The 25,752-nt window shown below is 45.4% G+C and carries 24 protein-coding genes; 18 read left to right on the top strand and 6 right to left on the bottom strand.

The genetic code is table 11. The features are described 5' to 3' along the window. The first annotated feature begins 446 nt into the window (after positions 1 to 446). The 17 genes from AACQ83_RS07910 (at position 447) to AACQ83_RS07830 (ending at position 16,999) form a co-directional block, all read left to right on the top strand. Positions 447 to 986 carry a fimbrial protein gene (locus AACQ83_RS07910; protein WP_112877090.1) on the top strand — a complete coding sequence of 180 codons (540 nt, stop codon included), beginning with the start codon at positions 447 to 449 and terminating at the stop codon, positions 984 to 986. A gap of 83 nt (positions 987 to 1,069) precedes the next feature. Next, entirely contained in the window at positions 1,070 to 1,618 is a 549-nt protein-coding gene (locus AACQ83_RS07905; RefSeq protein ID WP_112877089.1) for a fimbrial protein, read from the top strand. Positions 1,619 to 1,637: 19 nt separating this feature from the next. Then, complete coding sequence (locus AACQ83_RS07900; RefSeq protein ID WP_112877088.1) at positions 1,638 to 4,193, top strand: outer membrane usher protein; 2,556 nt, start codon at positions 1,638 to 1,640, stop codon at positions 4,191 to 4,193. 95 nt (positions 4,194 to 4,288) lie between these two features. Continuing rightward, the gene (locus tag AACQ83_RS07895; RefSeq protein WP_112877087.1) at positions 4,289 to 5,038 is read left to right on the top strand and encodes a fimbria/pilus periplasmic chaperone; all 750 of its coding nucleotides are present in this window, start codon (positions 4,289 to 4,291) and stop codon (positions 5,036 to 5,038) included. A gap of 24 nt (positions 5,039 to 5,062) precedes the next feature. Continuing rightward, the gene (locus tag AACQ83_RS07890) at positions 5,063 to 5,656 is read left to right on the top strand and encodes a fimbrial protein (protein ID WP_112877086.1); all 594 of its coding nucleotides are present in this window, start codon (positions 5,063 to 5,065) and stop codon (positions 5,654 to 5,656) included. Next, a complete protein-coding gene (locus AACQ83_RS07885) occupies positions 5,649 to 6,239 on the top strand; it encodes a fimbrial protein (RefSeq protein WP_112877085.1) in 591 nt (196 codons plus the stop codon). Before AACQ83_RS07890 ends, AACQ83_RS07885 begins: the two co-directional genes overlap by 8 nt. A 14-nt stretch (positions 6,240 to 6,253) precedes the next feature. Next, positions 6,254 to 6,745, top strand: coding sequence for a fimbrial protein (locus AACQ83_RS07880; RefSeq protein ID WP_112877084.1), 492 nt, complete (start codon positions 6,254 to 6,256; stop codon positions 6,743 to 6,745). Between the two features lie 11 nt (positions 6,746 to 6,756). After that, positions 6,757 to 7,302, top strand: coding sequence for a fimbrial protein (locus tag AACQ83_RS07875; RefSeq protein ID WP_112877083.1), 546 nt, complete (start codon positions 6,757 to 6,759; stop codon positions 7,300 to 7,302). Between the two features lie 27 nt (positions 7,303 to 7,329). After that, complete coding sequence (locus AACQ83_RS07870) at positions 7,330 to 8,145, top strand: MrpH family fimbial adhesin (RefSeq protein WP_112877082.1); 816 nt, start codon at positions 7,330 to 7,332, stop codon at positions 8,143 to 8,145. Positions 8,146 to 8,174: 29 nt separating this feature from the next. Next, positions 8,175 to 8,480 carry a helix-turn-helix domain-containing protein gene (locus AACQ83_RS07865; protein ID WP_112877081.1) on the top strand — a complete coding sequence of 102 codons (306 nt, stop codon included), beginning with the start codon at positions 8,175 to 8,177 and terminating at the stop codon, positions 8,478 to 8,480. Between the two features lie 914 nt (positions 8,481 to 9,394). Beyond that, entirely contained in the window at positions 9,395 to 9,952 is a 558-nt protein-coding gene (locus tag AACQ83_RS07860) for a fimbrial protein (protein ID WP_112877080.1), read from the top strand. A gap of 138 nt (positions 9,953 to 10,090) precedes the next feature. Further along, positions 10,091 to 10,789 (top strand): fimbrial biogenesis chaperone, encoded by a 699-nt coding sequence (locus AACQ83_RS07855; protein WP_240000738.1) that lies wholly within the window; start codon positions 10,091 to 10,093, stop codon positions 10,787 to 10,789. A 44-nt stretch (positions 10,790 to 10,833) separates the two neighbouring features. Continuing rightward, positions 10,834 to 11,361: a fimbrial protein gene (locus tag AACQ83_RS07850; protein WP_240000734.1), complete on the top strand. Its 528-nt coding sequence runs from the start codon at positions 10,834 to 10,836 to the stop codon at positions 11,359 to 11,361. 102 nt (positions 11,362 to 11,463) lie between these two features. Then, positions 11,464 to 12,129 carry a fimbrial biogenesis chaperone gene (locus AACQ83_RS07845; RefSeq protein WP_240000733.1) on the top strand — a complete coding sequence of 222 codons (666 nt, stop codon included), beginning with the start codon at positions 11,464 to 11,466 and terminating at the stop codon, positions 12,127 to 12,129. Positions 12,130 to 12,220: 91 nt separating this feature from the next. Beyond that, a complete protein-coding gene (locus AACQ83_RS07840) occupies positions 12,221 to 12,967 on the top strand; it encodes a fimbrial biogenesis chaperone (protein WP_112877076.1) in 747 nt (248 codons plus the stop codon). Between the two features lie 81 nt (positions 12,968 to 13,048). Continuing rightward, positions 13,049 to 15,691 carry a fimbria/pilus outer membrane usher protein gene (locus AACQ83_RS07835; RefSeq protein ID WP_112877075.1) on the top strand — a complete coding sequence of 881 codons (2,643 nt, stop codon included), beginning with the start codon at positions 13,049 to 13,051 and terminating at the stop codon, positions 15,689 to 15,691. A gap of 147 nt (positions 15,692 to 15,838) precedes the next feature. Further along, complete coding sequence (locus tag AACQ83_RS07830) at positions 15,839 to 16,999, top strand: hypothetical protein (RefSeq protein ID WP_112877074.1); 1,161 nt, start codon at positions 15,839 to 15,841, stop codon at positions 16,997 to 16,999. Positions 17,000 to 17,244: 245 nt separating this feature from the next. Here the strand turns inward: AACQ83_RS07830 and AACQ83_RS07825 are convergent, their stop codons facing one another. The 6 genes from AACQ83_RS07825 to AACQ83_RS07800 form a co-directional block, all read right to left on the bottom strand. Further along, positions 17,245 to 17,673 carry an NUDIX domain-containing protein gene (locus AACQ83_RS07825; protein WP_112877073.1) on the bottom strand — a complete coding sequence of 143 codons (429 nt, stop codon included), beginning with the start codon at positions 17,671 to 17,673 and terminating at the stop codon, positions 17,245 to 17,247. A 17-nt stretch (positions 17,674 to 17,690) separates the two neighbouring features. After that, positions 17,691 to 18,950: an adenylosuccinate synthase gene (locus AACQ83_RS07820; protein WP_112877072.1), complete on the bottom strand. Its 1,260-nt coding sequence runs from the start codon at positions 18,948 to 18,950 to the stop codon at positions 17,691 to 17,693. 190 nt (positions 18,951 to 19,140) lie between these two features. Next, positions 19,141 to 19,803, bottom strand: coding sequence for an HAD family hydrolase (locus tag AACQ83_RS07815; protein ID WP_112877071.1), 663 nt, complete (start codon positions 19,801 to 19,803; stop codon positions 19,141 to 19,143). A 25-nt stretch (positions 19,804 to 19,828) separates the two neighbouring features. Continuing rightward, positions 19,829 to 21,010 (bottom strand): phosphoribosyltransferase, encoded by a 1,182-nt coding sequence (locus tag AACQ83_RS07810; protein ID WP_112877070.1) that lies wholly within the window; start codon positions 21,008 to 21,010, stop codon positions 19,829 to 19,831. Between the two features lie 2 nt (positions 21,011 to 21,012). After that, positions 21,013 to 21,789, bottom strand: a complete 777-nt coding sequence (locus tag AACQ83_RS07805; protein WP_112877069.1) for a HisA/HisF-related TIM barrel protein — start codon at positions 21,787 to 21,789, stop codon at positions 21,013 to 21,015. 901 nt (positions 21,790 to 22,690) lie between these two features. Beyond that, positions 22,691 to 24,031: an MATE family efflux transporter gene (locus tag AACQ83_RS07800; RefSeq protein ID WP_112877068.1), complete on the bottom strand. Its 1,341-nt coding sequence runs from the start codon at positions 24,029 to 24,031 to the stop codon at positions 22,691 to 22,693. Positions 24,032 to 25,547: 1,516 nt separating this feature from the next. Between AACQ83_RS07800 and tnaC the strand changes: the two genes are divergently transcribed. Further along, positions 25,548 to 25,646, top strand: a complete 99-nt coding sequence (gene tnaC, locus AACQ83_RS24590) for a tryptophanase leader peptide (RefSeq protein WP_112877067.1) — start codon at positions 25,548 to 25,550, stop codon at positions 25,644 to 25,646. Positions 25,647 to 25,752: the final 106 nt, after the last annotated feature.

Genomic DNA, 25,752 nt, shown 5'->3' with positions numbered 1-25,752 from the left:
AACTAAACAGAATGCACCAAACTGTAAATATGTTCCTATAAAACGACTGATTAAGTCAAATTTTGTGTAATTCCAAATTGCTAATCTTTAACTATTTATAATATATGGCTTTTTTTCATTATTTTTTACTATTTTTCATACTTTACCATCAAATTATTGTAAAAAATTAGTGGGTTCATCTGAATTCAATCAAATATTAATTCATTAATTAGATTATAAGTTCAAATTAATGTCTTTTTTAGAATATTAACTCCGAAATATCATGCATTCTTAGTTTTTTTGACTGAAAAAAACAGTTTGGTGCATTTTGTTTGGTTTAGAAAATATTAATCCGAGATTTTTAAACTATTTTGCGCTGAATATTAGGTGCATGGGGCTGGAGTCCTGCACGGTTATTTTTTTATGGTTATGGGTATTTTATCCTTAAATTCAAGGAATTAGTTCACATGAGATTGAATAAATTGGTTATGGCCCTGGGGTTAGGTGTGGCTTTGGCTGCCGGTTCGGTAAATGCAGCGAATCCTAGCCAAGGTCACGGAACGGTGACTTTTACCGGGTCTATTACTGATGCGCCTTGTTCTATCACCCCGGAAACGGTTGATCAGGTAGTACCGATGGGCTCTATTTCTAGCGCATCTTTGAAAAACGGTGGCCGTTCTTCTTCCACGCCATTCAAAATTTCTTTAGATAACTGTACGACTGAAACGATAAGTACAGTCACCACGACGTTTGTTGGCGCCAAATCTAGCATCGCCGGCGGTGATGGTTTGCTGGGTATCGAAGGAATTGCTAAAGGTGCGGGTATTGCGATCACTGATGCGGGCGGTAACAAAATCAAACTAGGTACCCCCTCACCGGCTGTAGCTCTGCATGATGGTAATAATGATCTGCATTTTGCTGCCTATCTTCAGGGTGATACTTCACCTGATGCCGTTGTTCCGGGTAATTTCACCGGCATTGCCAACTTCCAGCTGACTTACCAATAAGTCTTTTCATGCACGGAAACGCTTACAAGGAGGCGGGCGTTTCCTAATCAAAAGTTTTGAATAAGTTTAGCTGGAGAGAAGTCATGAGCCGATATTCTGCCGTTGTTGTAGTGCCCTGCCTGTTAATGTTTTCCTGTGTTATTGAAGCTGAAACGGCTGCTCCACAAGGAACGCAAGGATATGGTCGCGTTAGCATGCAAGGCACCATCATTGATACGGCCTGTGCGATTGATGCAGGTAGCCGTGACCAGACGATTGAGTTAGCCACAATCCCGGTAAGCCGGATGATGCATGATGGACAGGGAGCCGTGCGCCCCTTTTCCATCCGTTTGATTAACTGTGTACTGACTTCTGCCGCCTTGGGTAAACCCGATTGGCGCCACTTTCAGGTGATGTTTGATGGCGTGCCGGATGGGAACAATTTCCGGTTATCTGGTGTGGCTCAAGGAGTGGCATTACAAATTACAGACATATACGGCAATCAGGCGTATCCGGGAACTCCACTACCGGTGGGGGACTTACAGGCAGAGCAGATGAAGCTTAATTACGTGATGCGATTGGTGGGCAATCACCAGTTATTGCAAGCGGGGCAGTATCGAACCACGGTTCGGTTCAGGCTGGATTATCACTAATCATCGATCTGGGAATGTTATGGCTTTGTTTTTGGGTTTGACCACTGAATATGACAGGGTGGTCTCGGTTCGGTGTGTCCTGAAACCTCTTATTGTTTCGGTACTGCTTGCTTTAATGGGTACTCATGCGGTGTATGCGGAAGAGGAAATTGAATTTAATACGGACGTGTTGGATGTTCAGGATCGTTCTCGGATTAATTTAAAAGAGTTTTCCCGTGCGGGTTATATCATGCCGGGGAATTATCAGATGACGGTGCGTCTGAATAAAAGCGAACTGCCGGAGATGCCTGTGACTTTTATGGTACCACCGGATGATCCGAAGGAGAGTGTGGCGTGTTTGCCGCCTGAGCTGGTCAAGCAGTTGGGGCTGCGGGCGGAATGGGAATCAAAGATTACCTGGTGGAACAATAACCAGTGTCTGGAGACTAAAACGCTGCCTGGCATGACAGTGCGCGGTGATCTGAGCAGTGACACGTTATACCTGAGTGTGCCTCAAGCCTATCTCGAATATAACTCACCAGACTGGGACCCGCCGTCACGTTGGGATGAGGGGATTTTCGGAATGATGTTTGATTATAACGTCAATGCTCAGATCTCTAAGCCGGCGAAGGGAAGTGCAAATCAGAATGTCAGTGCTAATGGTACGACTGGGATAAATTTGGGGGCGTGGCGCCTGCGGGCAGACTGGCAATCACAGTATAACCACGTCACGGGGCGGGCAGGGAGCACAGAAAAAAACTGGGATTGGAGCCGTTATTACTTGTACCGGGCAATACCACATTGGCAGGCTAAGCTAACGTTGGGTGAGGATTACCTTAATTCAGATATCTTTGACAGCTTCCGTTTTACCGGTTTGAGTCTGGTGACGGATGACAATATGTTGCCTCCGAACCTGCGAGGCTATGCGCCAGAGGTGACGGGGGTAGCGAAAACCAATGCCAGAGTGACTATTCGTCAGCAGGGGCGGGTGTTGTATGAGACCCAAGTTGCGCCAGGTCCATTCCGTATTCAGGACATCAATGATGCAGTGAGCGGCAAACTGGATGTGCGGGTAGAGGAGCAGGATGGCGGTTTACAGGAATTTCAGATCGATACTGCGAATATTCCCTATTTAACTCGTCCGGGCCGGGTTCAGTACAAACTGGCGGCGGGTAAGCCGACTAACTGGAAACATCACAGTGAGGGATCGGGCTTTGGTATTGGTGAGTTTTCCTGGGGAATAAACAATGGTTGGTCGCTGTACGGTGGGATATTGGGGGCCGGGAATTATAACGCGTTGTCATTGGGGGTTGGGCGTGATCTGATGGTTTTTGGCGCTCTTTCCTTTGATGTCACTGAATCCCGCGCCCATTTACCGGCTGAGGACCAAACGTTGACTGGTGGCTCTTATCGTCTCAGTTATTCCAAGCGTTTTGAGGAGTATGACAGTCAGGTGACTTTTGCCGGTTACCGTTTCTCGGAACGTGACTTTATGAGCATGAGCCAGTATCTGGATCGCCGTTATCACGATGGTGATGCGGAGAGTAATAAAGAACTTTACACCATTATGTTGAATAAGCAGTTTACGCATATTGGTACCAGTATCTACTTAAATTACAGCCACCAGACTTATTGGAACCGTTCGAATAACGATCGCTATAACTTATCGATATCACGTTATTTTGATATTGGAAGTTATAAGAATATTAACCTGAATCTGTCTGCTTACCGTAATAAATATGAAGGTAAAAACGACGACGGGATGTATATGACATTATCCCTGCCGTGGGGTAATTCAGGAACTGTCAGTTATAACGCAATGGTCAACCGGGAAGGTAACTCCCACACGGTAGGTTATTACGACCGAATTAATGAAAACAGTAACTATCGTTTAGCGGCTGGCACCAGTATTGATGGCAAGGCTGCGGCTAACGGTTATTTAACCCATTACGGCGATCGTGCTCAACTAACGACCAGTGCAAGTTATCAGGATGGGCGTTATACCACGGGAGCGCTTTCTATTCAGGGGGGGATGACCGTGACGCCGAAAGGCGCGGCATTGCATCGCATTAATATGCCGGGTACCACCCGTTTGATGGTGGATACCGATGGTGTCGGTGGCGTACCGGTGAAAGGCTTTGGCGCGATTACCCATACCAATATGTTCGGTAAAGCGGTGATCTCTGATGTGAACAACTATTACCGTAACAGTGCGAGTATTGATTTGAACAAACTGCCGGACAATGTGGAGGCAATCCGGTCGGTACAACAAGCGACGCTGACGGAAGGGGCGATAGGTTATCGTAAATTCCAAGTGATATCCGGTGAAAAAGCGATGGGTATGATCCGCTTGCCGGATGGTAGCACGCCGCCGTTTGGGGCAACGGTACTGAATAAGGATCAACGGGAGATCGGTATTGTCAGTGATGGTGGGAACACCTATTTGAGTGGGATCAATCCGGGAGAGAAACTGGATGTGCGTTGGGATGGGGAATTGCAATGTGTGATTGAGCTGCCACATCAATTACCAAAAGTAGAAGAGATGGCTTCGTTATTACTGCTCTGCCAGTTAGCCGACGGCAATAAACAGCCATAACTTTCATTGACTGGCAGAGTAAAAACCTTGTTGCTGTCACCGAAGTGTATCGCGGTGACCTGTAATGATTATTCTAAGAATGAGTAATTGAGAGCATGAAATTGAAGAAGACAATCAATGTAGTCACGATCGCTATCCTAAGTCTGTCGGTGATCAGTGAGGCAATGGCGGCGATTGCGCTGGATCGTACCCGGATCGTGTTTAACGGTGAGGATAAGTCCACCAGTATGGATATTAGCAACCAGAACAAAGAGTTGCCGTATCTGGCGCAGGGATGGATAGAAGATGAACAGGGTAACAAAATCAATGGTCCGTTAGTGGTGACGCCACCGGTGCAGCGGGTAGAGCCGGGCGCTAAGAGCCAGGTGAAAATACAGTCATTGCCAACAATCGCGCAGTTACCACAGGATCGGGAAAGCTTGTTCTATTTTAATTTGCGTGAAATTCCGCCACGCAGCAAGAAACCGAATACCTTGCAGATTGCGCTACAAACCCGGATCAAACTGTTCTATCGTCCGAAAGCCATTTTTGCCAGCCGTACCGATTTGGATAATCCGTGGCAAGAGAAGATGACTTTGACGCGTCAGGGGGACCGGTATCAGGTGAACAACCCGACACCCTATTACATCACCGTGGTGGATGCAGCAAGCCAGCTTAAGGGTAAAACGGTGGCAGACTTTAAGCCATTTATGATAGCGCCCAAAAGTAATGCGGTGCTGAGTGGTAGTGCAGGGGCATTAGGGAGTGCGCCGGTACTGACGTATGTCAATGATTATGGTGGCCGGCCGCAATTAACTTTTAGTTGTGCAGGCAACCATTGTCAGGTGACCAAACGTTCGTCGTGACGGGCGAAGCCGGGAGGAACGACGATGAACATCAAGCGGATAGGCTGTGGACTGACACTGGCGATCTGGCTGATACCGGTGATAGAGAGCCAGGCGGTGGAAAAGCGAGCAGCAGATATCGAAGGTTTGCACGGCGAACTGCATGTGTTTGGTGGGCTGACTGAGGCGGCTTGTCGACTGGACATGACCTCTGCATGGCAGGAGGTGAATTTGGGGAGCACGCCAAACAGTGACTTACGCGAGCCAGGTGATAAAGGGACACCGATACCGTTCACATTGAAGTTTCGTGACTGTCTCAGAACCAAAGGGGCCGTAGGTGACAGTCGGACCGGCAATCTGACGTGGAATCAGTTACAGCCGGTGGTGACAGTCAGTTTTGTGGCGCCGGCGGATCGCGATTATCCACATCTGGTGCGGGTGACCGGTATCACCGGGTTGGGGTTACAGATAACAGATACCGCTAACAATGATATCCGGTTGGGAGAGCGGGGACGCCCACGTTTTGTGGCAGCGGGACAGGACAGCCTGGAATATTACGTGACGCCAGTGCGGACACCGAGAGCGCTGGGGATTGGGCAATATCGCGCGGTGGTGGATTTCAGGGTGAATTATGACTAACTCTCTGTGTTCTCTTTCTCTGTGTTCTCTGCGAATAAAAAGACAGTATCGCAGGCAGAAAAAATGGAGTGTATTACTGCTTGGCTGTTTGTTAAGTGTAAATGCTCAGGCTGATTTGCTGACAAAAAGGGGAAATATAGCAGCAAGACCTGTCAGCAATTTTTCGGGTAAAACACCGGTCAATATTTACGGCGTGGTTATCGCACCTCCACCTTGTGTGATTAATAATGGCAATACTATCGATGTAGATTTTGGCGACGTGATGATTACTCGGATTGATGGGGTTAATTATATGCAACCCGTCAAATACACCGTGAAATGTGAAAAAATGCCAGCTAATGCAATGAAAATGATGATATCGGGTAACACTGCCAGTTTTGATCCAGCGGTGTTGCAAACCAATCACACTGGGCTTGGTATCGCTGTCATTCATAACGGACGAAAATTGCCCGTCAATGACTGGATGAAATTTAACTATCCTGATTTTCCTGAATTACATGCGGTGCCGGTAAAAGATATGGCTGCGGTATTGCAAGGCGGCGACTTTGGCGCGGGTGCGACCATGATGGTTGAATACCAGTGAACGGGAGACATGCAATGAACTATTTGATCTATCGTGTTTTCTGGGGTGCGTGCTTGGGATTAATCAGTGTGATGCCGGGACGGGCAGCCGATAATATGTGGTTTCACGGCACACTGCTTGAAGCGCCTTCTTGCGTTATTAATGACGGTAATATGATTGATGTCTATTTTGGTCACAATGTTGGCATCTATCAGGTGGACGGAGTGAATTATACCAAGCCCGTGAATTACCAGTTGGTATGTGCGCCTAATATCTCAGGTTGGAGTTTAGGATTGACAGTGATTGGCCCACCAACCTCATTTGATGCCGCTGCGTTGCAAACCAATATTACGGATTTAGGCATTCGTCTGACGTTGGATGGTAAAGCATTCACCCTTAATGAGCGTATTCCGGTGACATCACAGAAACAGCCGGTAATACAAGCGGTGCCGGTGAAAAAACCAGGAAGTACGTTGCCGGAAGGGGCATTTGAAGTGACGGCGACATTGCTGGCGGAATACCAGTGAAAGGAAACTTAATGAAATATTTAAAATTATTCGTGTTGCGTGTTGGTTTTATGGTTATTGCTGCCACGGTTTATAGTCATCAAGGGGGACAGGCTGCGGATAATATGCGTTTTCACGGTGCGCTGGTTAAAGAACCTTGCACGATTAAATCGGGTGATGAAGATATCCAGCTCGATTTTGCAACAATTTCTGAAAAATATTTGTATCTGCATGGTAGGACCCATAGCGAACCTTTTCTGCTCAGATTATCTGGTTGCGATATGAGTGTGGGCAAATCGATTAAACTGACATTCAGTGGCATGGAAAATACGCAATTGCCGGGCTTATTAGCGTTAAGTGCTGGGAGCCAAGCCGCTGGGATTGCCATTGGTATAGAAACGGCAGAAGGCAAACGGTTGTCGTTGAATAAACAGGGAGATGCCTATCCGTTAAAAGAGGGTGAAAACTTGATTGCACTGCAAGCATATGTGCAGGCAGAACCTATTGCACTAGCTAACCAGACGATTAAGCGAGGCGCATTTCATGCGATTGCGACATTTAATCTAAATTATGACTAATTTGCACAGTTTTATTAGGTAGCTTAAATGAAAAAGTTATTTTCTGTTTGCTTGGTACTTTTATTGCTGTTTTCATCAAGTGCGGCTGCATCGATATTTTCATATATCACTAAATCCGAAGGGATTCCTACAAATGCCTATTATACTTTTGTCATTGAACGTTGGGACCCAGAAAACGATTTTACGCCAAATCCTTGTTATGGTTATTCTGCATGTTGGATATCGGTTAACCATCGCCATTTTGCTGATGGTTATTCAGGGCAGCCCTATAGGCTATTTAATACTCGCGTGGAAAGATTTAAGACAATGAAACAAGTTCAGGCGGAGATATTGAAATATACCAGTTTTCCGATCACCGGCGTTGCAAAACATTTCGGCCCTGCGATTCGATCGCATCAGGAGTGTGTCGGGCTATTTTATGAAACCGATCAAAATGGTTTTCATGGAAGATTATTACCTGGATCTTTATGTGGCGTTGCACCACCACCGATAGGATTTTGTCAGGTCAGAGAAGGCTCCGTTGAACTTAATTACGGTAGTATTGATGAGGCAAAACTGGAAGGCGCAACCAGAGCGGAAAATATCAATGTGACCTGCAATGTAGACATAGAGATTATCGTTACAGCGACGGGTCCTGATAGGGGATTAGTACCTTTAAGAAGTGATGGTAGCTTGAAAGCTAAATTGCTATTAAATGAGGAAAATGGTGAAGATGGTGTTGCTGTGTTTGTACCGGCTGGCGGAAATGTACCCGTTACAGTGAAATCAATTTTACAAAAAAATGGCAGAGTAGAGGCAGGACCTTTCTCAGGATCAGGGGCAATAATTTTGGCGATGCCATAAAAAGGTGTTTTTTTAATTTAAAGGCTGGGATGAAAATGAAACAAGATCATCTATTAGTAGGGAAGCGTATTCAAAAAAGAAGGAAAGAGTTGGGTATGACTGCCGCCAAATTGGCGGAAAAAATAGGTATTAGTCAGCAACAACTCTCACGTTATGAGAGAGGGATAAACCGAATTAATTTATCCCATCTGGTGCAGATCGCTTCAATATTGGAGACACCGATAAACTGGTTTTTCCTTGATTGTAACTATCCTGCAACCAATAACAGCATCAATAAATTAACAGACCAATATATCCCTATTGCGGAGGCTACATTGGGTAAATTTGGATGTTAACTGATCTCGGCTCCAATCGGGGGATCTATAAACCAGTTGATGACTGAGTTTCGTGACCGACGGAACGGTCACTTTTATGATGTCTCTGTCTGCCATGTTATTACCACAACGTTATTACCGCCAATAAATAGCCCATTCTTAATCCATCTCATCTTTTGAAAAAGTTCTTAGAATTCAGATAGTCGTTCAATCATGTAACAGTCAGTTTGTCCGTTGAAATAAGAACTATTTTCACTGCTCAATATGCCTGCTCAATGACGGGCAGTTTCAATCAGCGTGCGTTGAAGATGAGCACTCAAAACGAACCCAATATCAGGCTTAGTCAATCGCACTCAATATCGAAAACGCATAAGAATAATTAACTTATTCTTTTCTCGATTCCGGGGAGTTTGGTTTTTGGACAGTGATAAGGGGGAGGGAACGCAAAGAAAAATGTTACTCAAGGTAGCGACGCAGTTCTCGATGACATCAATTTCTGATGTAGGATAAAAAACCGAACATTTAGAGTTATTTTGTTCGGTTATCTTCAACTGCCGGGGCAGTATACGGAAAATTTCATAACTTAAAAGGTATTTTTTGTATTATTTTGTAAAAAATTACTTAATTTTTTGATTTCAAAGAGAAATTATTTCTTACATTATGAATATTGTAGGTCGTTTAAAGGTTGTTTTTTGAGCGATTTGATATTCATTTCCCGATGATAAAGGCTGAAATCCTCAAACCAAACGATATAAGTCAGAAGTCATTTCGTGACGTGAATATTTTTTTGTAAATATTTCATCTAGTTAATAACCGAACAAAATAACTCTAAATGACTAGTAAACACACCGCGTTGGCGGCCTGACTGTTTAATCTGTCGTGATGTTGTTTTAGGCAAAATGTATGTAAATAGATGTAGATAAGGAATAGATGAAATGAAAAAGCAAATTTTAAAAACCAGCGTATTAGCCGCAATGTTTCTAGGTATGGGGGCGGCACATGCTGCTGGGATTGGTGATAGTGCATCGATGGTCGTGTCAGGTTCTGTAGGAGTGGCGACTTGTGCGGTCGTAATCGACAAGACCGACATCAAACTAGACCCTGCTGTAAAGGCCGATTTTGCCACAGCCGGCGCCTTAGTCAAGCCTCAGGATTTCTCTGTTTCACTAACAGGCTGTACAGCCGAGCACGATCAAGCAGGCAACATGAAGCAAAACGTTGATTTGCAAATTACGGGGACACAGACCATGGATGGGGATGGATACTTTGGTAAGTCTGGTGCCCCTGCCGGTAGTCTAGCCGTGGGTCTGGTAGCAAAGGGTAAAACCATTCTTCTGAAACAGAACGAAAAAGTTGGATTCGCTAATACAGGTGATTCTTTTGCTAATGCAAAAAAAGAGTTTACCGTGGGGCTGGTTGCTAAGGACCCTAACACTGTTAACGCTGGAAAAAGTGTCAGTGTACCACTGACATTTCAACTTGTTACTCGATAATCAAATTTACAGCTAATCAACGCCGTCAGGCGCAAGGAACAGCATAGCAGTGGAATTGGACAAGGAAGTCCAATTCTTGCTTACGCAATACCAACACAGACACTTTCAGGTGGATCAATGAAAAGATTGATGACAGCGATGATAGTGGCCGGTCTACTAGGCTCCTCGATCACTGCCACGAGGGCTGGGGGAATCAGTATTGATACTACCCGCATTATATACCCGGCTGACAGCCACGCAGCGGCAACCTCGGTGCGAAATAGCAGTAAGGAAGCCGTCTATCTGATGCAGGTAGCGGTCAGTGCCGACTCTGAGCGGAAGAAAACCGCTCCTTTTGTGGTGACACCGCCCCTGTTTCGTCTAGAGCCAGGCACACAGAATCAGGTGCGCATTATCAAAACTGGTAAAGCCCTACCTGCCGATCGGGAATCCCTGTTCTGGTTTACCGCGCAGGCCATCCCGTTAAGCCCCGAATCCGACAATCCCTCTCGCAAACAAATCACCGGGGGTGTACAGATTGCTATAGCCAATACGATTAAGCTGATGTATCGCCCACAAGGGCTACCGATTTCTGCCGAAAAAGGGTTTAGCACCCTGCACTTCAAACCAACAGCCGAGGGAATGACAGTCACCAACCCGTCACCCTATTACATCACTTTTACCTCCCTGAAAGTGGGCGGACAGGAGCTGATGACGAAGCAACAGAAAGAGAACATGGTATCCCCCTTCTCTGCTCTGGCTTTACCGCTCAAAGGGGCACATTACCCGGCCAAAGTGAGCTGGACGGTGATTAATGACCTCGGCGGAGAATCATCCTATCAGGGGGAGATACCGTAATGTTAAAACCGTGGACCCTTATCAGACAGACCACCCTGGCCAGTTTGCTCTGTACCGCCCCGCTGTCCGGGGGAGCGAGCCCCAACACGGCAGAGCTGACGCTGGCATTGACACTAGAACAGCCAACCTGTGAGCTCAATGTACAGTCATCCACTGTGAAGTTTTCATCCGTACCGCTTACCGAGGTGCAGAACAGTGCGGGACATATTGATTCTGTGAGCAGCAAACCCATTACGCTGGCGTTGTCAGGCTGTGCCGGGTCAGCCCGCACGGGCCGTACCCCGGCCATTAAAATAGCCGGCCCCACGCCGAAAGATTACCCGACGTTATTTCGGGATAAGTCTTCCTCTGTGGCGGGAAACGTAGGATTTGGCCTGCGCTATCAAGCGCCGGGAGGCGGGTTGGGGAGCTACCTGAAAAATGGCGATTATGTGGACTTGGCCCAACCGGGTAACGCCGCCAAAGACAGTCAAATCACTTTCCTGATGGATATGCGACATGAATCTGGCGCGGCGGTGCCGACCCCCGGTGAATTGACCGCGCACATTCAATTTCAATTTGATTATCACTGAGTGCAGCTCAAGTAACAGGTTTCAGGAGGCGTTGTGGAAAAAGGTCGGTTACGCACAACGCGATACAGGCTGGTGCCACTATTGTTCTGGCTAGGGTTAGGGATGACCGGCACAGCACCCTGTCAGGCAGCCGGTATCAGCCTGAATAAAACCCGGGTGATTTTTACCCAGGGGGAACGGGCGCAAACGCTGACGGTGGTCAACACCACATCTCAGGCGTGGCTGGTGCAGGTGAGGATCACGGGAGATCAGGAAAAAACCGCACCGGCGTTTGTGGTGACGCCGCCGCTGTTCAGGCTGGAGGCCAACAGTCAGAACAGCCTGCGTATTTTGCCGACGTTTAATCGGCCCCCTTTTCCGATGGATCGGGAATCGCTCCGGTATGTGCAGATGAACGCTATCCCCGCGACTCCGTCGGTGACGGATGAGCCTGTTCGGGAGCAAGCGTCGATGAGCGTGGGGATGCGGATCAAGTTTTTCTGGCGACCGCGTGACCTGCCGATGTTGCCGGAAGAGGCGTATGGACAGCTTCGCTTCCAATCGCAACCCGATGGCATTAAGGCGTGCAATCCCACCCCTTATTTCCTGTCACTGGACAGCCTCACGCTGGACGGACAGGCGCTCGATCTGAACCGCTATCCCTCCATGATAGCGCCGCAGGACTGTGTGACCTATGCCGGGCTGGTGGGCAAAAAATCAGTGAGCTGGTCGATGATTAATGATTACGGCGGGGCTTCAAACCTATTTACCGCTAGGGTAGCGCATTAAATCCACCCTTGTTTTCTATGGAGGTGGAGAATTATGGAGGTGGAGAGTGAAGAGAGTCAGTAACAAGCATGGGCGGACACACTGGGGGTTAATGTTTTCCTCCCTCGGTTTCGCTCTGTTGGTAGGGAATCTATTCAAGGCGCAGGCGGCGGAGAATCAGGGACTATCGTTCTCCCCCATGCGGCTGTCTTATGTCGCCAAAGATAGCCCGGGGGGTGTAACCCTCAGCATGACCAATCACACCGAACAAGGCTATCTGGTACAGGGATTTGTCAGCCCGATGGACCCGGATACCGGGCGCTTTGACACCAAAACCGGGTCAGTCCCGCCTTTTGTTGTCCTGCCGCCGTTAAAGCGGGTCGAGGCGGGGGGGAAATTTTCCTTCCGTATTCGCCAGCTTGGCGGGCAGTTACTGCAGGATCGGGAATCGGCCTTCGTGGTCTCGCTGCGGGCTATCCCGGGCGTCGCTGTACCGGATATCGCCGAGGCACCGGCATTCAGCCGTCAGATGGGCAAAGCGTCGCAGGTGCAGGTCGCCCTACAGATGAATATCCGGCTGTTTTATCGTCCTCAGGGGATCCCTGCACGGGATAACGCCACGGTAGCTAAACAGGTGAAATTTTCCCTTCAAGGGACGCAGTTGCGGGTGGACAATCCCACGCCCTATTTTCTGACCTTTTCTGTTCTGAAAGTCGGCAGTCAACAGGCAGATGACTACACCCGTCAGGCAATGGTGCCCCCGAAAGGCATGCAAACCTATTCATTTACCGCCGGGACACCGGGACCACTGGTCTGGCGTTTTCCCGGCGACAGTCAGGATCGCCACGTCCCGTTATGACCCATCCGCCCTGCGGACGGTGTACCGGCAAAGTGACCTCAAGATTAACAGCATTGGCTTAATTAGAAGCAGAGATGAGCTATGGCAATAAACATTTTATTTCCGTCTGCGCTGCGGGCGGGTAACCAACGCGCGTCCGGTCAACCGGGCAGTTTCCGGCCCCGTCCGGTATACGTATGTCTGCTGTGTTCACTGACGGCGACAACCCTATCCGCCTCCGCGCGGGAATACTTTAATCCCGCGTTCCTGATGGGCGCTGACGGTGAACACAGTCATGTCGATCTCTCGGCGTATGAAAATGCGGGGTATGTCGCACCGGGACGCTATCTGGTGGATGTCTACATGAACCAGAATAAGGTGGATAACCGCGAGATTGAATTCAGGCTGGTCAACGGCCATCTGCAACCGATATTAACCGTTGCGCAGCTCGAAGAGTATGGGGTTAATACCCGTGGGTTACCGGCTTTTCAGGGAAAAGAAAGCGACAGCTCCATTACGGATCTGACGAAACAGATCCCTCATGCCCGCGCGACCCTGGATTTTGCCCGTTTGCGTCTGGATTTGAGCGTCCCGCAGGTCGCCATGCAGCCCCACCATTCCGGGATGGTCGATCCGTCACTGTGGGATAACGGGATACCAGCCTTTTTGATGAACTACAACGTGAACGGCTCAGAAGGGCGTTATGACGGTCAGGGAAGCGGCGGCGGATCACGCTCCCGCAATCTGTTCGCCTCTTTTCGCAATGGGTTGAATCTGGGCCCGTGGCGTCTGCGCAGCACACAAACTTACAGTTACAACCGTCAGCGCAACGAGGGACCCGCCGGTTTTTCTCCTTCCGCGCAGACCCAATGGCAGGTGAGTAATACCTACCTGCAACGTGATATCCAGTCACTGCGTAGCGAGTTCACCGCCGGTGAAACCTATACCGGTGGGGATATTTTTGACAGCATCCCGTTGCGGGGCATGAAGCTGGCTTCTGAGGATGCTATGTTGCCTGACAGTCAGCGCGGTTTTGCCCCGGCGATAACCGGTGTGGCGAACTCCAATGCGCAGGTGACGGTATCCCAGAATGGCTATACCGTGTATCAAACCACGGTAGCGCCGGGGCCATTTCGTCTCAATGATCTGTACACCACCGGGGGCGCGGGCGACCTGACGATCACCATCAAAGAGGAAGATGGCAAGACCCGGGTCTCCACCCTCGCTTCTTCATCTGTTCCGGTGATGCAGCGGCCCGGCGGCATGAAATATGAGTTGACGGCCGGTCAATATCACGGCGGCAACCTCACTGATGGCAGCCGTTCCCCGGTATTTGCGTTGGGCACGCTGGTTTATGGTTTGCCACACAATATCACCCTGTACGGCGGTGGGTTGGTCGCAGGCAACTACCAGTCGGGTGTATTAGGCTCGGGCGTGTCACTGGGGGCTTTCGGCGCCCTGTCTGCGGATGTGACGTTTGCCCGCGCCCGGTTACAAGGGGTTAAGGGGCAGGAAGATAACCAGCAACAGGGCCAATCTTATCGGGTGAAATACTCCAAAAACTTGATCAGTACCGGCACCGGCATTGATCTGGCTGCCTACCGCTATTCCACTCAGCATTATTACAGTTTCGGTGATGTTAACAGCATGGGATACAGCCTGAATGACTATCAGGTGCCGTGGGCGCTTGACCGGCGTCAAAGCACCTGGCAGGTCAATCTGCGTCAGACACTGGGACGCTGGGGCAGTCTTTACGCCTCCGGGACGCGCAATGATTACTGGAATGGCCGTACCGACAACAATCTGAGTCTGGGTTACAACGCCATGCTGATGGGGATCAGCTATAACCTGAGTTATAACATTTATCGCGTAAAAGGGGCGGGCCACTGGCCGGAGAACCGTCAGGTGTCATTCAATATGCAGGTCCCGCTCAGTCTCTTTGGGTCATCGTCGGCATTACAGGGCGTTTACACCCGCTATACGGTCTCGCGTGACTCACAAGGCAACACCACTCAGCAGACCGGCATCAGCGGCATGTTATGGGATAATCGCCTGAATTATAACCTCCAGCAAGGTTGGGGGAACAGCGGCCAGCAAAACAGCCGATCCCTGTCTCTGGGTTATCAGGGCAGTCAGGGGAGTGTTAATCTGGGCTACAACGACAGCGCAAACAGCCAGCATGTCACCTACGGGGCTTCCGGCGCCCTGCTAATCCATCCTTACGGCATGACGCTGTCACGCTCACTGGGTGGTGAAGCGGTGTTAGTCCGCGCGCCCGGCGCGAAAGGGGTCACGGTCAGTAACGGCAATGTGCAGACTGACTGGCGCGGCTACGCCGTACTGCCGGGCGGCTCGGTATATCACAAAAACACCATCAATCTTGATCCATCCACCTTGCCGGACGGGGTGGATATTGACCAGACCAGCAGGAACGTTTATCCGACCAAAGGGGCAGTGACGCTGGCCAATTATCAGGTTCGTTTAGGCAGCCAGTTGTTGTTGACTTTGACCCATCATGGCAAACCGGTGCCTTTTGGCGCCACCGCGACACTGGAAGGGAATGCCACTCAGGCCGGCGGCGGCATTGTGGGCGATAACGGCCGGGTTTATCTCAGCGGCATGCCCTCTGCCGGTCGTGTGAAAGTTAAATGGGGAAACGGGGCAAATCAACAATGCACCACGCGTTATCAGGTGTCGTCCGATACTCCCGGTCAACTGGTGCAGGCCGATGCCGTGTGTCTGTAAGCATTACCTTTATATGGGCGCCGTGACAGGCGCGCCCGGTGAGATATCACCTGTCTCGCTTTGGCCTCCGGGGCACCGCCAGAAGTGAAGTTATCCCGGTAGTGAAATAAGCGATTTGAACAGATGAGTAATTTGGAGAGAAGAAGAATGTTAAACACTGAACGTTTGTGGGGCGGTAATGTAGAAAACTCCGTTCCAACCCTCATGGGCCTGGGGGTATCACTGCTCTTTTTATTGACCGCTTTGCCCCTCCAGGCGGCAGAGACTTATCAGGACTGCGAGGCTGAACTGATGAGTAAGCTTAGCAATGTCACCGTAACCGGCTATGCCATGATGCCAAACAACAAAGATAAACGTGATTATTCACGGGATGAGATAGTGGGTTATACCACCAGTGGTCCTCTTGACTGGTCAACAACCTGTCGCGTTCCGGCTGGAACGCAGTTTATGGTCTACACGGCGGCGTCTGGAGCGAACTCATCAACCTCTTCGTTGTTATCGGGTCGCGTCCGGGTGGGGCTGCCTGGTGACTTTATGGTTGATATCGGACAATCTTCACTCTCTTGCCAGACGCATGGTTCATCCGGTACCTATCGTTCAGCCAATCTGGCCGGGGGGAATGCCGGTGTTAATATTCCCTGTGTTCCCGATGCTAACGGTCTGGTTGATATCAGTGTTCGTACTGTGACAGGGGAGATTTACCCGGACAATGACGGCAATTTCAATGTGAAACTGGGTGGAAGTCATTTGTCAGTGGGCGCGATCGGCTGGACTCCCGCGGCCATCTCAGGTTCTGACGGGATGCTGAAACCCCTGTGGACTACGGTTATTCTTTCACCAGTTAAAAAGCCGTCTACCTGTGCGGTTGTCCTGACGCCTTCATCGGTGGATTGGGGAACGGTGAAAAGAGCGGGTAAACGGGTGGGAGACTCCCTGGCGCCGGCCAGACAGATAGGGATAAGCAGTACCTGTTCTGGCGATGATGAGGTATTCCAAAATTCACGTCTGCTCTACCGGATCGATGGACCATTCGTGCCGGGCAAACCGAATGCGCTGGCTTCATCAATAGATCAGGTTGCCTTCGCGTTCTTCGATTTTGCCAATAAATCCTTATCACTCAGTACCGGGCACCGAGGTACAGGGGAGAACGCGAGATACGTTAAGTTCGGGGACGATAGTTATACCGCCTCAACGCAACTGTCTGTGGAGCCGATCCTGTTGAAGACTGACGGTGCCGGAGGGCAAGCCAGAGCTGTCGCGGTTATTTCAGTATGGTCGGATGTTAACTTCATCGAACCGTCGGCTTAGTTGTTGCGATTATTGCAGCGTCGAGGGATGCTGCTGTTTTTTGCTACACAGAAGCACCTATTTCAGGTATATACCCATTCTTTCAAGTTGCCTCTTTGTTGGCTGCACTCGCTCACCCCGGTCACATAGTTCGCTATGCTCCCGGGGATTCACGCCCTTGCCGTCGCGATACATCTTGAAATCCATTGGGTATAGGTGCTTCTGTGTTTGCATAGTGCTTAGATACAGTATTTGCTATATCGTATTTAGCCTCGCATTTCTGTTATCTCTATTTCTTTATCGAAACGTAAATGTTCATCGGCCGCCATTGGAATTAACCAACGTAAATTGTAGATCACATTATCGGGTAATGAATTTGTTTCATAGATATTGACGATCTCTTTCTCGATAGAATTGACAGAATAGACACGATCATCATACATATAGAGAAAATTCACCTGATAAACGTCAGGGCGGGTTAAGACAGTAAATAATCGCCACTCTTCAGGACGTGTTGCAATGCCGGCTTCTTCAGCAAACTCTCTTGCCATTGCCTGTTGAGGGTTTTCACCAGCCTCTATTTTTCCACCAATCCCGTTAAGTTTCCCTTTTTGCCAACTGGGTTGTAATTTTGAAATCAGGGATACATGTTTTTTATCTTTAGAAAACATAAACCCTGTTACATAGTTAATCATTATTTTCTCCCCCGTTTTTATTTCATGATTAATGTCTGATTTCTGTCTGGCCCATAGGAAATATATTTGATTGGGACTCCAGCATAGTCTTGAATAAAAGATAAGAAGTCAATCAGCTCAATAGGTAATTCCGTTAAATGTGTATATGATGAGTTAAGTGCTCTCCAGGATTTAAATGTCTTATAGATAGGTTTGACTTTATCGAGCTGCAATAATGCGTCGTCGCAACAGACGAGCTTATCATTCATTTCATAGGCAATAGCGACTTTTATTTCGTGTAAATCAGCAAGAACATCAACATTCGTTATAGCGAGTTCTGTTACGCCATTGAGTTTCACTGCGTGTTTAATCAGGGATAAATCCAGCCAGCCGCAACGCCTTGGCCTTTTTGAAACGGTGCCATACTCGTTTCCTCGTTCTCGAATATAATCAGCCTGTTCTGTCGATAATTCGGTGGGGAATGGCCCATTACCGACACGGATCATATAGGATTTCATCACACCGACAATATGTATTTTCTGTGCCGGTATCCCTATCATGGCAAAGCAGGTTTGCACTAATGTCTGATATGCCACGGTATAGGGATAAGTGCCAAAACTATTATCTAAGAACGTGGCTTGTGATGTTTCAAGTAAAACATCTTCTCCAGAATTAAGTAAATCACCAATAACTTCATTAGTGAACGTGAAATAAGGTTCTACCCTCTTGCCATATTGATGCGTTGTTTCTAACATCTCTTCAAAATCTAACGTAGTTTGTTCATTAAAAACATGGTTAATCTGCTTTTCCCTGATATTCCAAAGAAATTCTAATTTACTTCTTAATTTTTCTTTATCAAGGGTATCAATAAGCCGAATGCCATGACGGTTGGCTTTGTCTTCAACGCAGGCTCCCACACCGACACCAACTGAACCTATCTTCTGTTTACCTTTGTATTTTTCTGATGCTCTATTTAACTCAGAGTGTAATGGTAAGACGATATGGCATCGTGGGTCGATAAATATATTGGAATCAATTTTTTCTTTTTGTATAAAATCGATTTCTTTAACCAGCACAGGAAGACTGACTAAAGCACCTTGGCAGATATATAAATTCTTTTTGTTGAGTGATGCCGGTAATTGAGAAAATGAGCCTCTTAGATCACCATGTTGCACACAATGACCCGCATTAGCGCCGCCATTGAATCTAGCAATGTTATTAATGTTGCCAGATAAATAGTCAACAAATTTTCCTTTACCTTCATCTCCAAATTGGAGTCCAACTACAGCAGTTAACATAAATCTATTCCTTATTATTTATTGATTTAGTTTGAGTAGTAGTTAAATCATTATCTTTGATGATTTTTTAAATGAATAATCTGTTTTTAAATACTAAGCTGTTCTTTTAAAACTAATGTGCTAAATATCTATTCGTACACCGTTATAAATTATCCTTTATCTTATCGGATTATGTTGAACAGCTTCTTTATTACTGTTGACGGACCAAAGAATCCGCTATTAATAGGGCTTCTCTTAATGTATCAACAATGGGAACACCGGCAGTTTCAAGACTGACACGACTGTGGGTTCCGCCGGTATAAAGAATGGCATGAGCTCCTGTTGCTAATGCGGCGATTGCGTCATCGGTAGCGTCTCCAATAACCACACTTTGCTCAGGAGAAACATTGAGTTTTTTGAGATGGTTAGCTAACTGCTCTGATTTGCCGGTTATCAATAATGGCGTATTTCTACCATCTATTTGGGTAAAGAATTTGCCAATACCATGATTATCAAGCATAGGGACTAATTCATTATGCTCCATCAGTGAACATAATGACTGAGTTGCCCCTGTTTCATAGCGGGAAGCGAGGAGCTGACTCACACCTTCCGTTAAACTGGCTTTCTGAATACCTGGCCGATAGTGAAAATTAAATGTTTTTCCGATCACTGACCATTCAGAAGATGAAGGTTCACGGCCAATCACTTGTTTATAGAAAGTTTGTACTGGAACACAATAATATTCCCGATATTGTTCCAACGTCAGTGGTTCAATACCAATTTCCGCCAATGCGAAATTGGTTGCACTCAATGAAACATTGACATCATTAAGTAATGTGCCATTCCAATCCCAAATAATATGTGCTGTTGTCATAATCAGTTAATCCCCTTTTTCCAAACTAACTTTTTCGAGCTGAACATTCAGGACATTGATATGCCAGGGCCTTAAATGCATCAATTGGCTGTTCATAATTCAGCGGTGTTTGTGCTTTTAGATTTAATAAAAAACGCAATAATTTGGCTGCCCATGTTGAGTCTGTCAGGGTGTCATGAAGGACGGACAATAAACTATATGAATAGGCAACCCAATCCGCTGTGGTCGTATGAGCATATTTATCATCAGAGAAAGGCTGATCAATTAAGCGATTCAGGACCTTATGATGTCTGAAACACCAAGGCGTCAAGACATCTAAAGTTTCAGGGTTGAATACACGATCAGCATGCCCATAAACGCGAGTACGTAATAATTTTTCCCAATGTAGTTCGACGGCTCGGGCCTTTGGACGTTGTCCGGTTTGGGCCATGACCAGATCGATTGCCTGACGTAAGGTGTCGCCTGTTCCGCAATTATCATCAATAATTGTCACGGTTCGCCCTGATGGAATTTTGCGCCCCCAGAGATGATTGCTCTTGCAAGACGTATCATCGTAACGTGAAACTTTCACTAAATTGAGCTCACTATTCCATGCTGCGGCTGTGACTGCGGCTGCCGCTGATCCTCCTAACATGATGCCAACGACAGAGGAGTTGGAGCATCTGTCAATTTGGGCTGCGGCCAAAGTTAACAGATGATTATCTCCTTCAATAAATGGTCTGGGCACGGTGTGTTCCGTAGCCAACGGCAATTTCAGGTCATGGATTGGCGAGGGTGAAAAAGTAAATGGTGTGCCCATCAGCGTTGAACTGACGATTTTTGCACACTCTTTGATCCCATCGATGAATGGCACAATATCTTCGTTAACCGTCTGTGGAGAACTTAATAAGCTATCAACAATTCTGAGCAATTTTGCCAAACTATGATCGGCCAATATATATTTTGATGGGGCAGTACACAGCTTATCGCTACACTCAAGTTGAGAGATGTATTCTGTGTAATATTTCGCCGTCATCAGTAGCTCGTGACACGGTTTTTGTTCGTAATAGGCGATACCGCGGGAACCGACGAATGCTGGCTTCTCTGTGAGTAAGCCAGGCAACGCCATCACTTCTTTCGTTAAATAGCGTGTTTCAGGTACGCCACGCAATTCGCCCAGTAAACCAATAGAGCGAAGATCCAAAGCAGGAGATAAATATTCAGGCATATCTAGTGTCTCGATGATTGCGTTGCAGCAAGGGCATCTTCGAGAGGAACCTTACCAATATGTAGAGCTTGACCAAGAATGGCACCTTCAACACCGATAGTGGACAGATCTGCTAACGCGCGGAGATCATCCAGGCTTGATACTCCACCGCCGGCAATAACGGGTGATGACGTTTTCGTGCAGACTTCCTGTAATAGCGTGAAATTTGGCGAACTCATCATGCCCCCCCGTTCAACATCGGTTACGACGTAGCGCTGACAACCCTGTTTGTCGAGGCGCTCAAGGAGATCCCAGAGATTACCTTTGCTGACATTCCATCCATGTGTTGCCAGTTGATAACCTTCCGATGTGCTTTTTACATCCAGAGCAATGGCGATCTTATCGCCATATTCTGCAATGGCTCGGGCACACCAATCTGGATTTTCTAATGCTGCGGTCCCCAAATTAACTCGCTGGCATCCAGTTGCTAATACTTTGCGCAAGATGGTTTCATCTCTGATTCCGCCACAGACTTGTACGTTAATATCGACCGCAGCCAGGACATCGGCAATAAGATGGCTGTTTGAGCCACGCCCTGACGCAGCATCAAGATCAACAACATGAATCCATTTTGCCCCGGCATTTTGCCAGGCTAGTGCTACTTCTGCCGGGGTACCTAAAGGTCTCCGTAATGTTGGGCTTTCACCTCGGGTTAATCGAATTGCGGAATTCGATGTCATTGCTATTCCGTCAACAATATCCACAGAGGGAAATATCTCAAATGTTTCCTTACTTGTCATTGAACGCACCTAAATGATCCTAATTAATTATTTGAAAATTAATAACATTTGTGATTAATGAAATTACAAGTTGTAACACAATAAATATGCCCAGGAATAGAGGGGTTAATTTAATGAGCTTAATAACCATTCATTAATTCATAATAGTGAAAAGAAAAAATTTCTCAATAAGGTTATTAGCTAAATATAACAATTTGGATAACTTTGTTCAGCCAATTAATCTTATTTTTACTTAAGAAGAGTTAATTTAGGGGGAGGTGAATAGAGAATGTCGGAAATGAATTCCGCTAATGTTGATAGGGAAAATTTCGTGTTATTTATCTAATATTTTAATTATTTAGAATAATATAAATCTTTTTTTTTAGGTAATTATTATAATATATTCTGATTTATATAAAATAAACGTAATTAATGATTGAGTTTATTAGATTGGTTAATTTTAGTTATAATGGAAATATAATTACCGAGAGTTTAAAATAGTAACGATGATTAATATGTAATTACATACTATTCATTCTGTGGAATTATTTTTTATATTGTATATATGCATGTTGCATAGGCGGTTTTTATAAAATGGTTTATTGTTGGTAAAAATAATTTATAATATAATTTTATCGGTGATTCTATATGGTTGTATATTTACAATGATATTGATCGCAACATTTAGCATGTAGAATTTCGCTTATTAACCTGAGGTTATTATTCAATAATAGTACCAGTCAGCTTCTGAGAAACCTCTGAGAATTGGTTTTCTTTAATGACTGACTATTTTGGACGTTGGCGATAGTGCTTATTTATGACTTTAAATTAACAAGAGGCACCTATTGGGTACCTCTTGTTGTGGGAGTTTAACGGGAAGAAACTACGTTAAGGCGACTGGTTGAACAATTATTTTAATCATTCAAATATCGAGTCGCTTAGTTTGCCATTTTTTAGATTTCCAACGCCAGATATTAGTGAGTCCACGCAACCATTCGTCACAGAAGAAACCGATCCAGATACCTAAAATGCCCATTTCCATTTTGATCCCTAAAAAGTACCCCACTGGAATAGCAATACACCACATAAAGAATATGGCTGCATAAAGTGGGAAACGAGCATCACCGGAAGCACGCAATGCGTTCACCATAACAATATTTGCGGTACGGATTGGCTCCAGAAAAACGGATAGCAAGAATAGTGGTAACAACAGTTTGATAATGGCTTCATCTTGCGTCAGAAAATGCAGAATCGGCATTCTGAGCAGCCAGAAAGCAGTGACCACGCCAATAGTGACGATACAGCCGATTTTCAGACTATTAATGCCACGAATATAAGCATCTTCAAACCGCTTTGCACCGACCAGATGGCCAACCATAATTTCGTTACCAATGCTGGTGGCAATGCCAAATAACATCACAAACAGTGATAGCTGGAAATAGAGTGTTTGTGCTGCCAGTGGAATTTCACCCATCAGTCCAATGAATGCTATGGCCGCCATATATTGCAGTATCCACACTACGTTTTCACCCGCAGCGGGTAAACCGATATATAAGATTTTGCCCAACATACCCTGTGACCAGCGTAGGAAACCTGCCAGCGTAAATTTGATCCGCAGGCCATAACTGAGCAGACAGAATAATAGGATCACGGCAACAATCCGGCCAAAGACTGTAGACCAGGCGACACCTTCCAGACCATATTTAGGTAATCCGAAGAAACCATACAGGACGATCATATTACCTAGCACTGTCAGCAAGTTAGCAATCAAAGTAACATACATTGCCGGTTTTGATTTCCCATAAACCCGCAAACAAGCAGCCAGAATAATCGAAATAGCTTCGGGGATAAGACAGATACCCAGAATGTGCAGATAGTTAAAACCATCTTCCATCAGATGTTCCGGCATATTCATGATAGATAAGAGCTTATAGCCGAAGAAGATAGTAATCAGCGCACAGCTAAACCCAAGCAAAAAGTTGAATGCAATAGAAATATGGATCGCTTGGCTGGCTTTATCCCGTTTGCCTGCACCAATATATTGAGCAATAACGACACTGCAACCAACACTGATAAAGTTGAAGATAGTGATAAACAGATCAAATACCTGATTACCTACAGCCATAGCAGCCAGATAAGAAGTAGAAACATGGCTCACCATATAAGTATTAATTAATAAAGTGGCCAGATGGAGAAGAATATCAATAAAAATCGGCCAGCTTAGCGAAAAGAGCGAGCGCTCAGTAACATCAGTTTGATGCATTTGAAAAACCTGCTTATTGAAAAAGGTAAATTAAATTGTTTCTTGAGATGGCGGCGTACTCAGGAAATATTCAGGCATTGTACATGGTTTATTTATCCGTTAACAGAGACAAGATGAACATCAGGTTGGTTTTGCCATTACGATACTGCCGGTACATTTTTTGCCAGGGAGTGCAAACCAATAGGTAAGTAAATACATTTAGTCGTAAATACTTAAGATATTTAAATGATTATCTTAATTGATAAAAAATTTAGACGCCAAATTTTAAAAATATTTAAAATAATTATTTTAATATATTATTAGTATTTATGAGATACCAACTTTATCAGCCAATGGATGCCTTATGTGTTTAATAAATCATTAGGTAATTTTATTTAAATATTATTTATGGTTTGATATTGATGAATAATTTTGTTGGATTATGGGGGACAAATTTGATCATTCAATTTTTTATAATAACTTAAACGATTTATCAACGAAGTGATAGAAAAATTTTTGTGGTTAAATTTTGTTCTATAATTAATTTAAAGGAATCGAATATAGGGAAATGAAAATATACCATTCAACGAGGTGATATGATGATAAATAGGCTACAACACCAGTTAATTTTGGCCCTTTTAACATTGACTTTCTTTTCTGCTTTTTCTACATCTATCCATGCTTGTATATTGTACCCGCACTTTCCTATATGTGCGGCAAAATGTGTTATTTTTTCATCTCATACTGCAACATGTATTATCGGTTCTCAAACGCCTAATCATTTAGCTTCTAATTATCCAATGTCTATTGGATCTGAAAAAAATAGCTAATCGAAAATGGAATTCTATTAATATTCAGTTAGTATAATTATTGTGTAATACTATTGTTTAACATTATTGCGTTATGCAGAATTCTGCCTCTTTTTTTCCTATTTTCCACCCTTTAATAAAGGGCGGGATTTTATAAAGTGATTTATATCCATAGGGTATATGATTTAAAAATAGAGTAAATTGTGAGGTATATTTTAGCTATCAAGGTTTATATTTTTCATGTTAATTGACTAAGAGCCTATTGGGATAGGCTCTTAGTCTAATAAAGCTATTTTTTATTCCCGTAAAAATCTGGTAAATAATTCTATTAATTTTTATGTTATTTAACTTGTTCTTTTAAGCCCTTATGGGGTAGTTTTCTGTGTTAGTAATTTATTTAATTGATATGGTTAATTGTATTGTTATACCCGTCATCTTTCAAGTTGCCTCTTTGTTGGCTGCACTCGCTCACCCCGGTCACATAGTTATCTATGCTCCCGGGGATTCACTCCCTTGCCGTCGCGATGCATCTTGAAATCCATAAGGTATATATTTATTAAAATCAATTTATTATCTGTTTTTCTTATTGATTTATCTGATTCATTAAGTTGAATCTATATAGAAAATTATATTTCTGATGTTTTCTATTTTTGTGGAATTGGTCACGGATAATTTAAATATTATCTATATCTTAATGGCTGATTTTAATCAGGGAATAAATTCATTTTATGATTTATATATTTTTACGTTATTATTTTATTTGTTCTTGTAATATGCAAGCATGGTTTAATGTCGATCACCGTATTTCTCATTTTATCCCTGATTAGTTGTTTTGGTTATATTTAAAATTAAATATTTTAATCATTACATTTATTTTGGCGTATTTCTGTCTGTTTTTGGAAATTTGCTTGAATAATGAAATATAGCCAACTA

The sequence above is a fragment of the Photorhabdus sp. S10-54 genome, from assembly GCF_963878145.1.
Classification (GTDB): Bacteria; Pseudomonadota; Gammaproteobacteria; order Enterobacterales; family Enterobacteriaceae; genus Photorhabdus; species Photorhabdus kayaii.
This window is presented reverse-complemented; position numbering and strand designations above follow the sequence as displayed.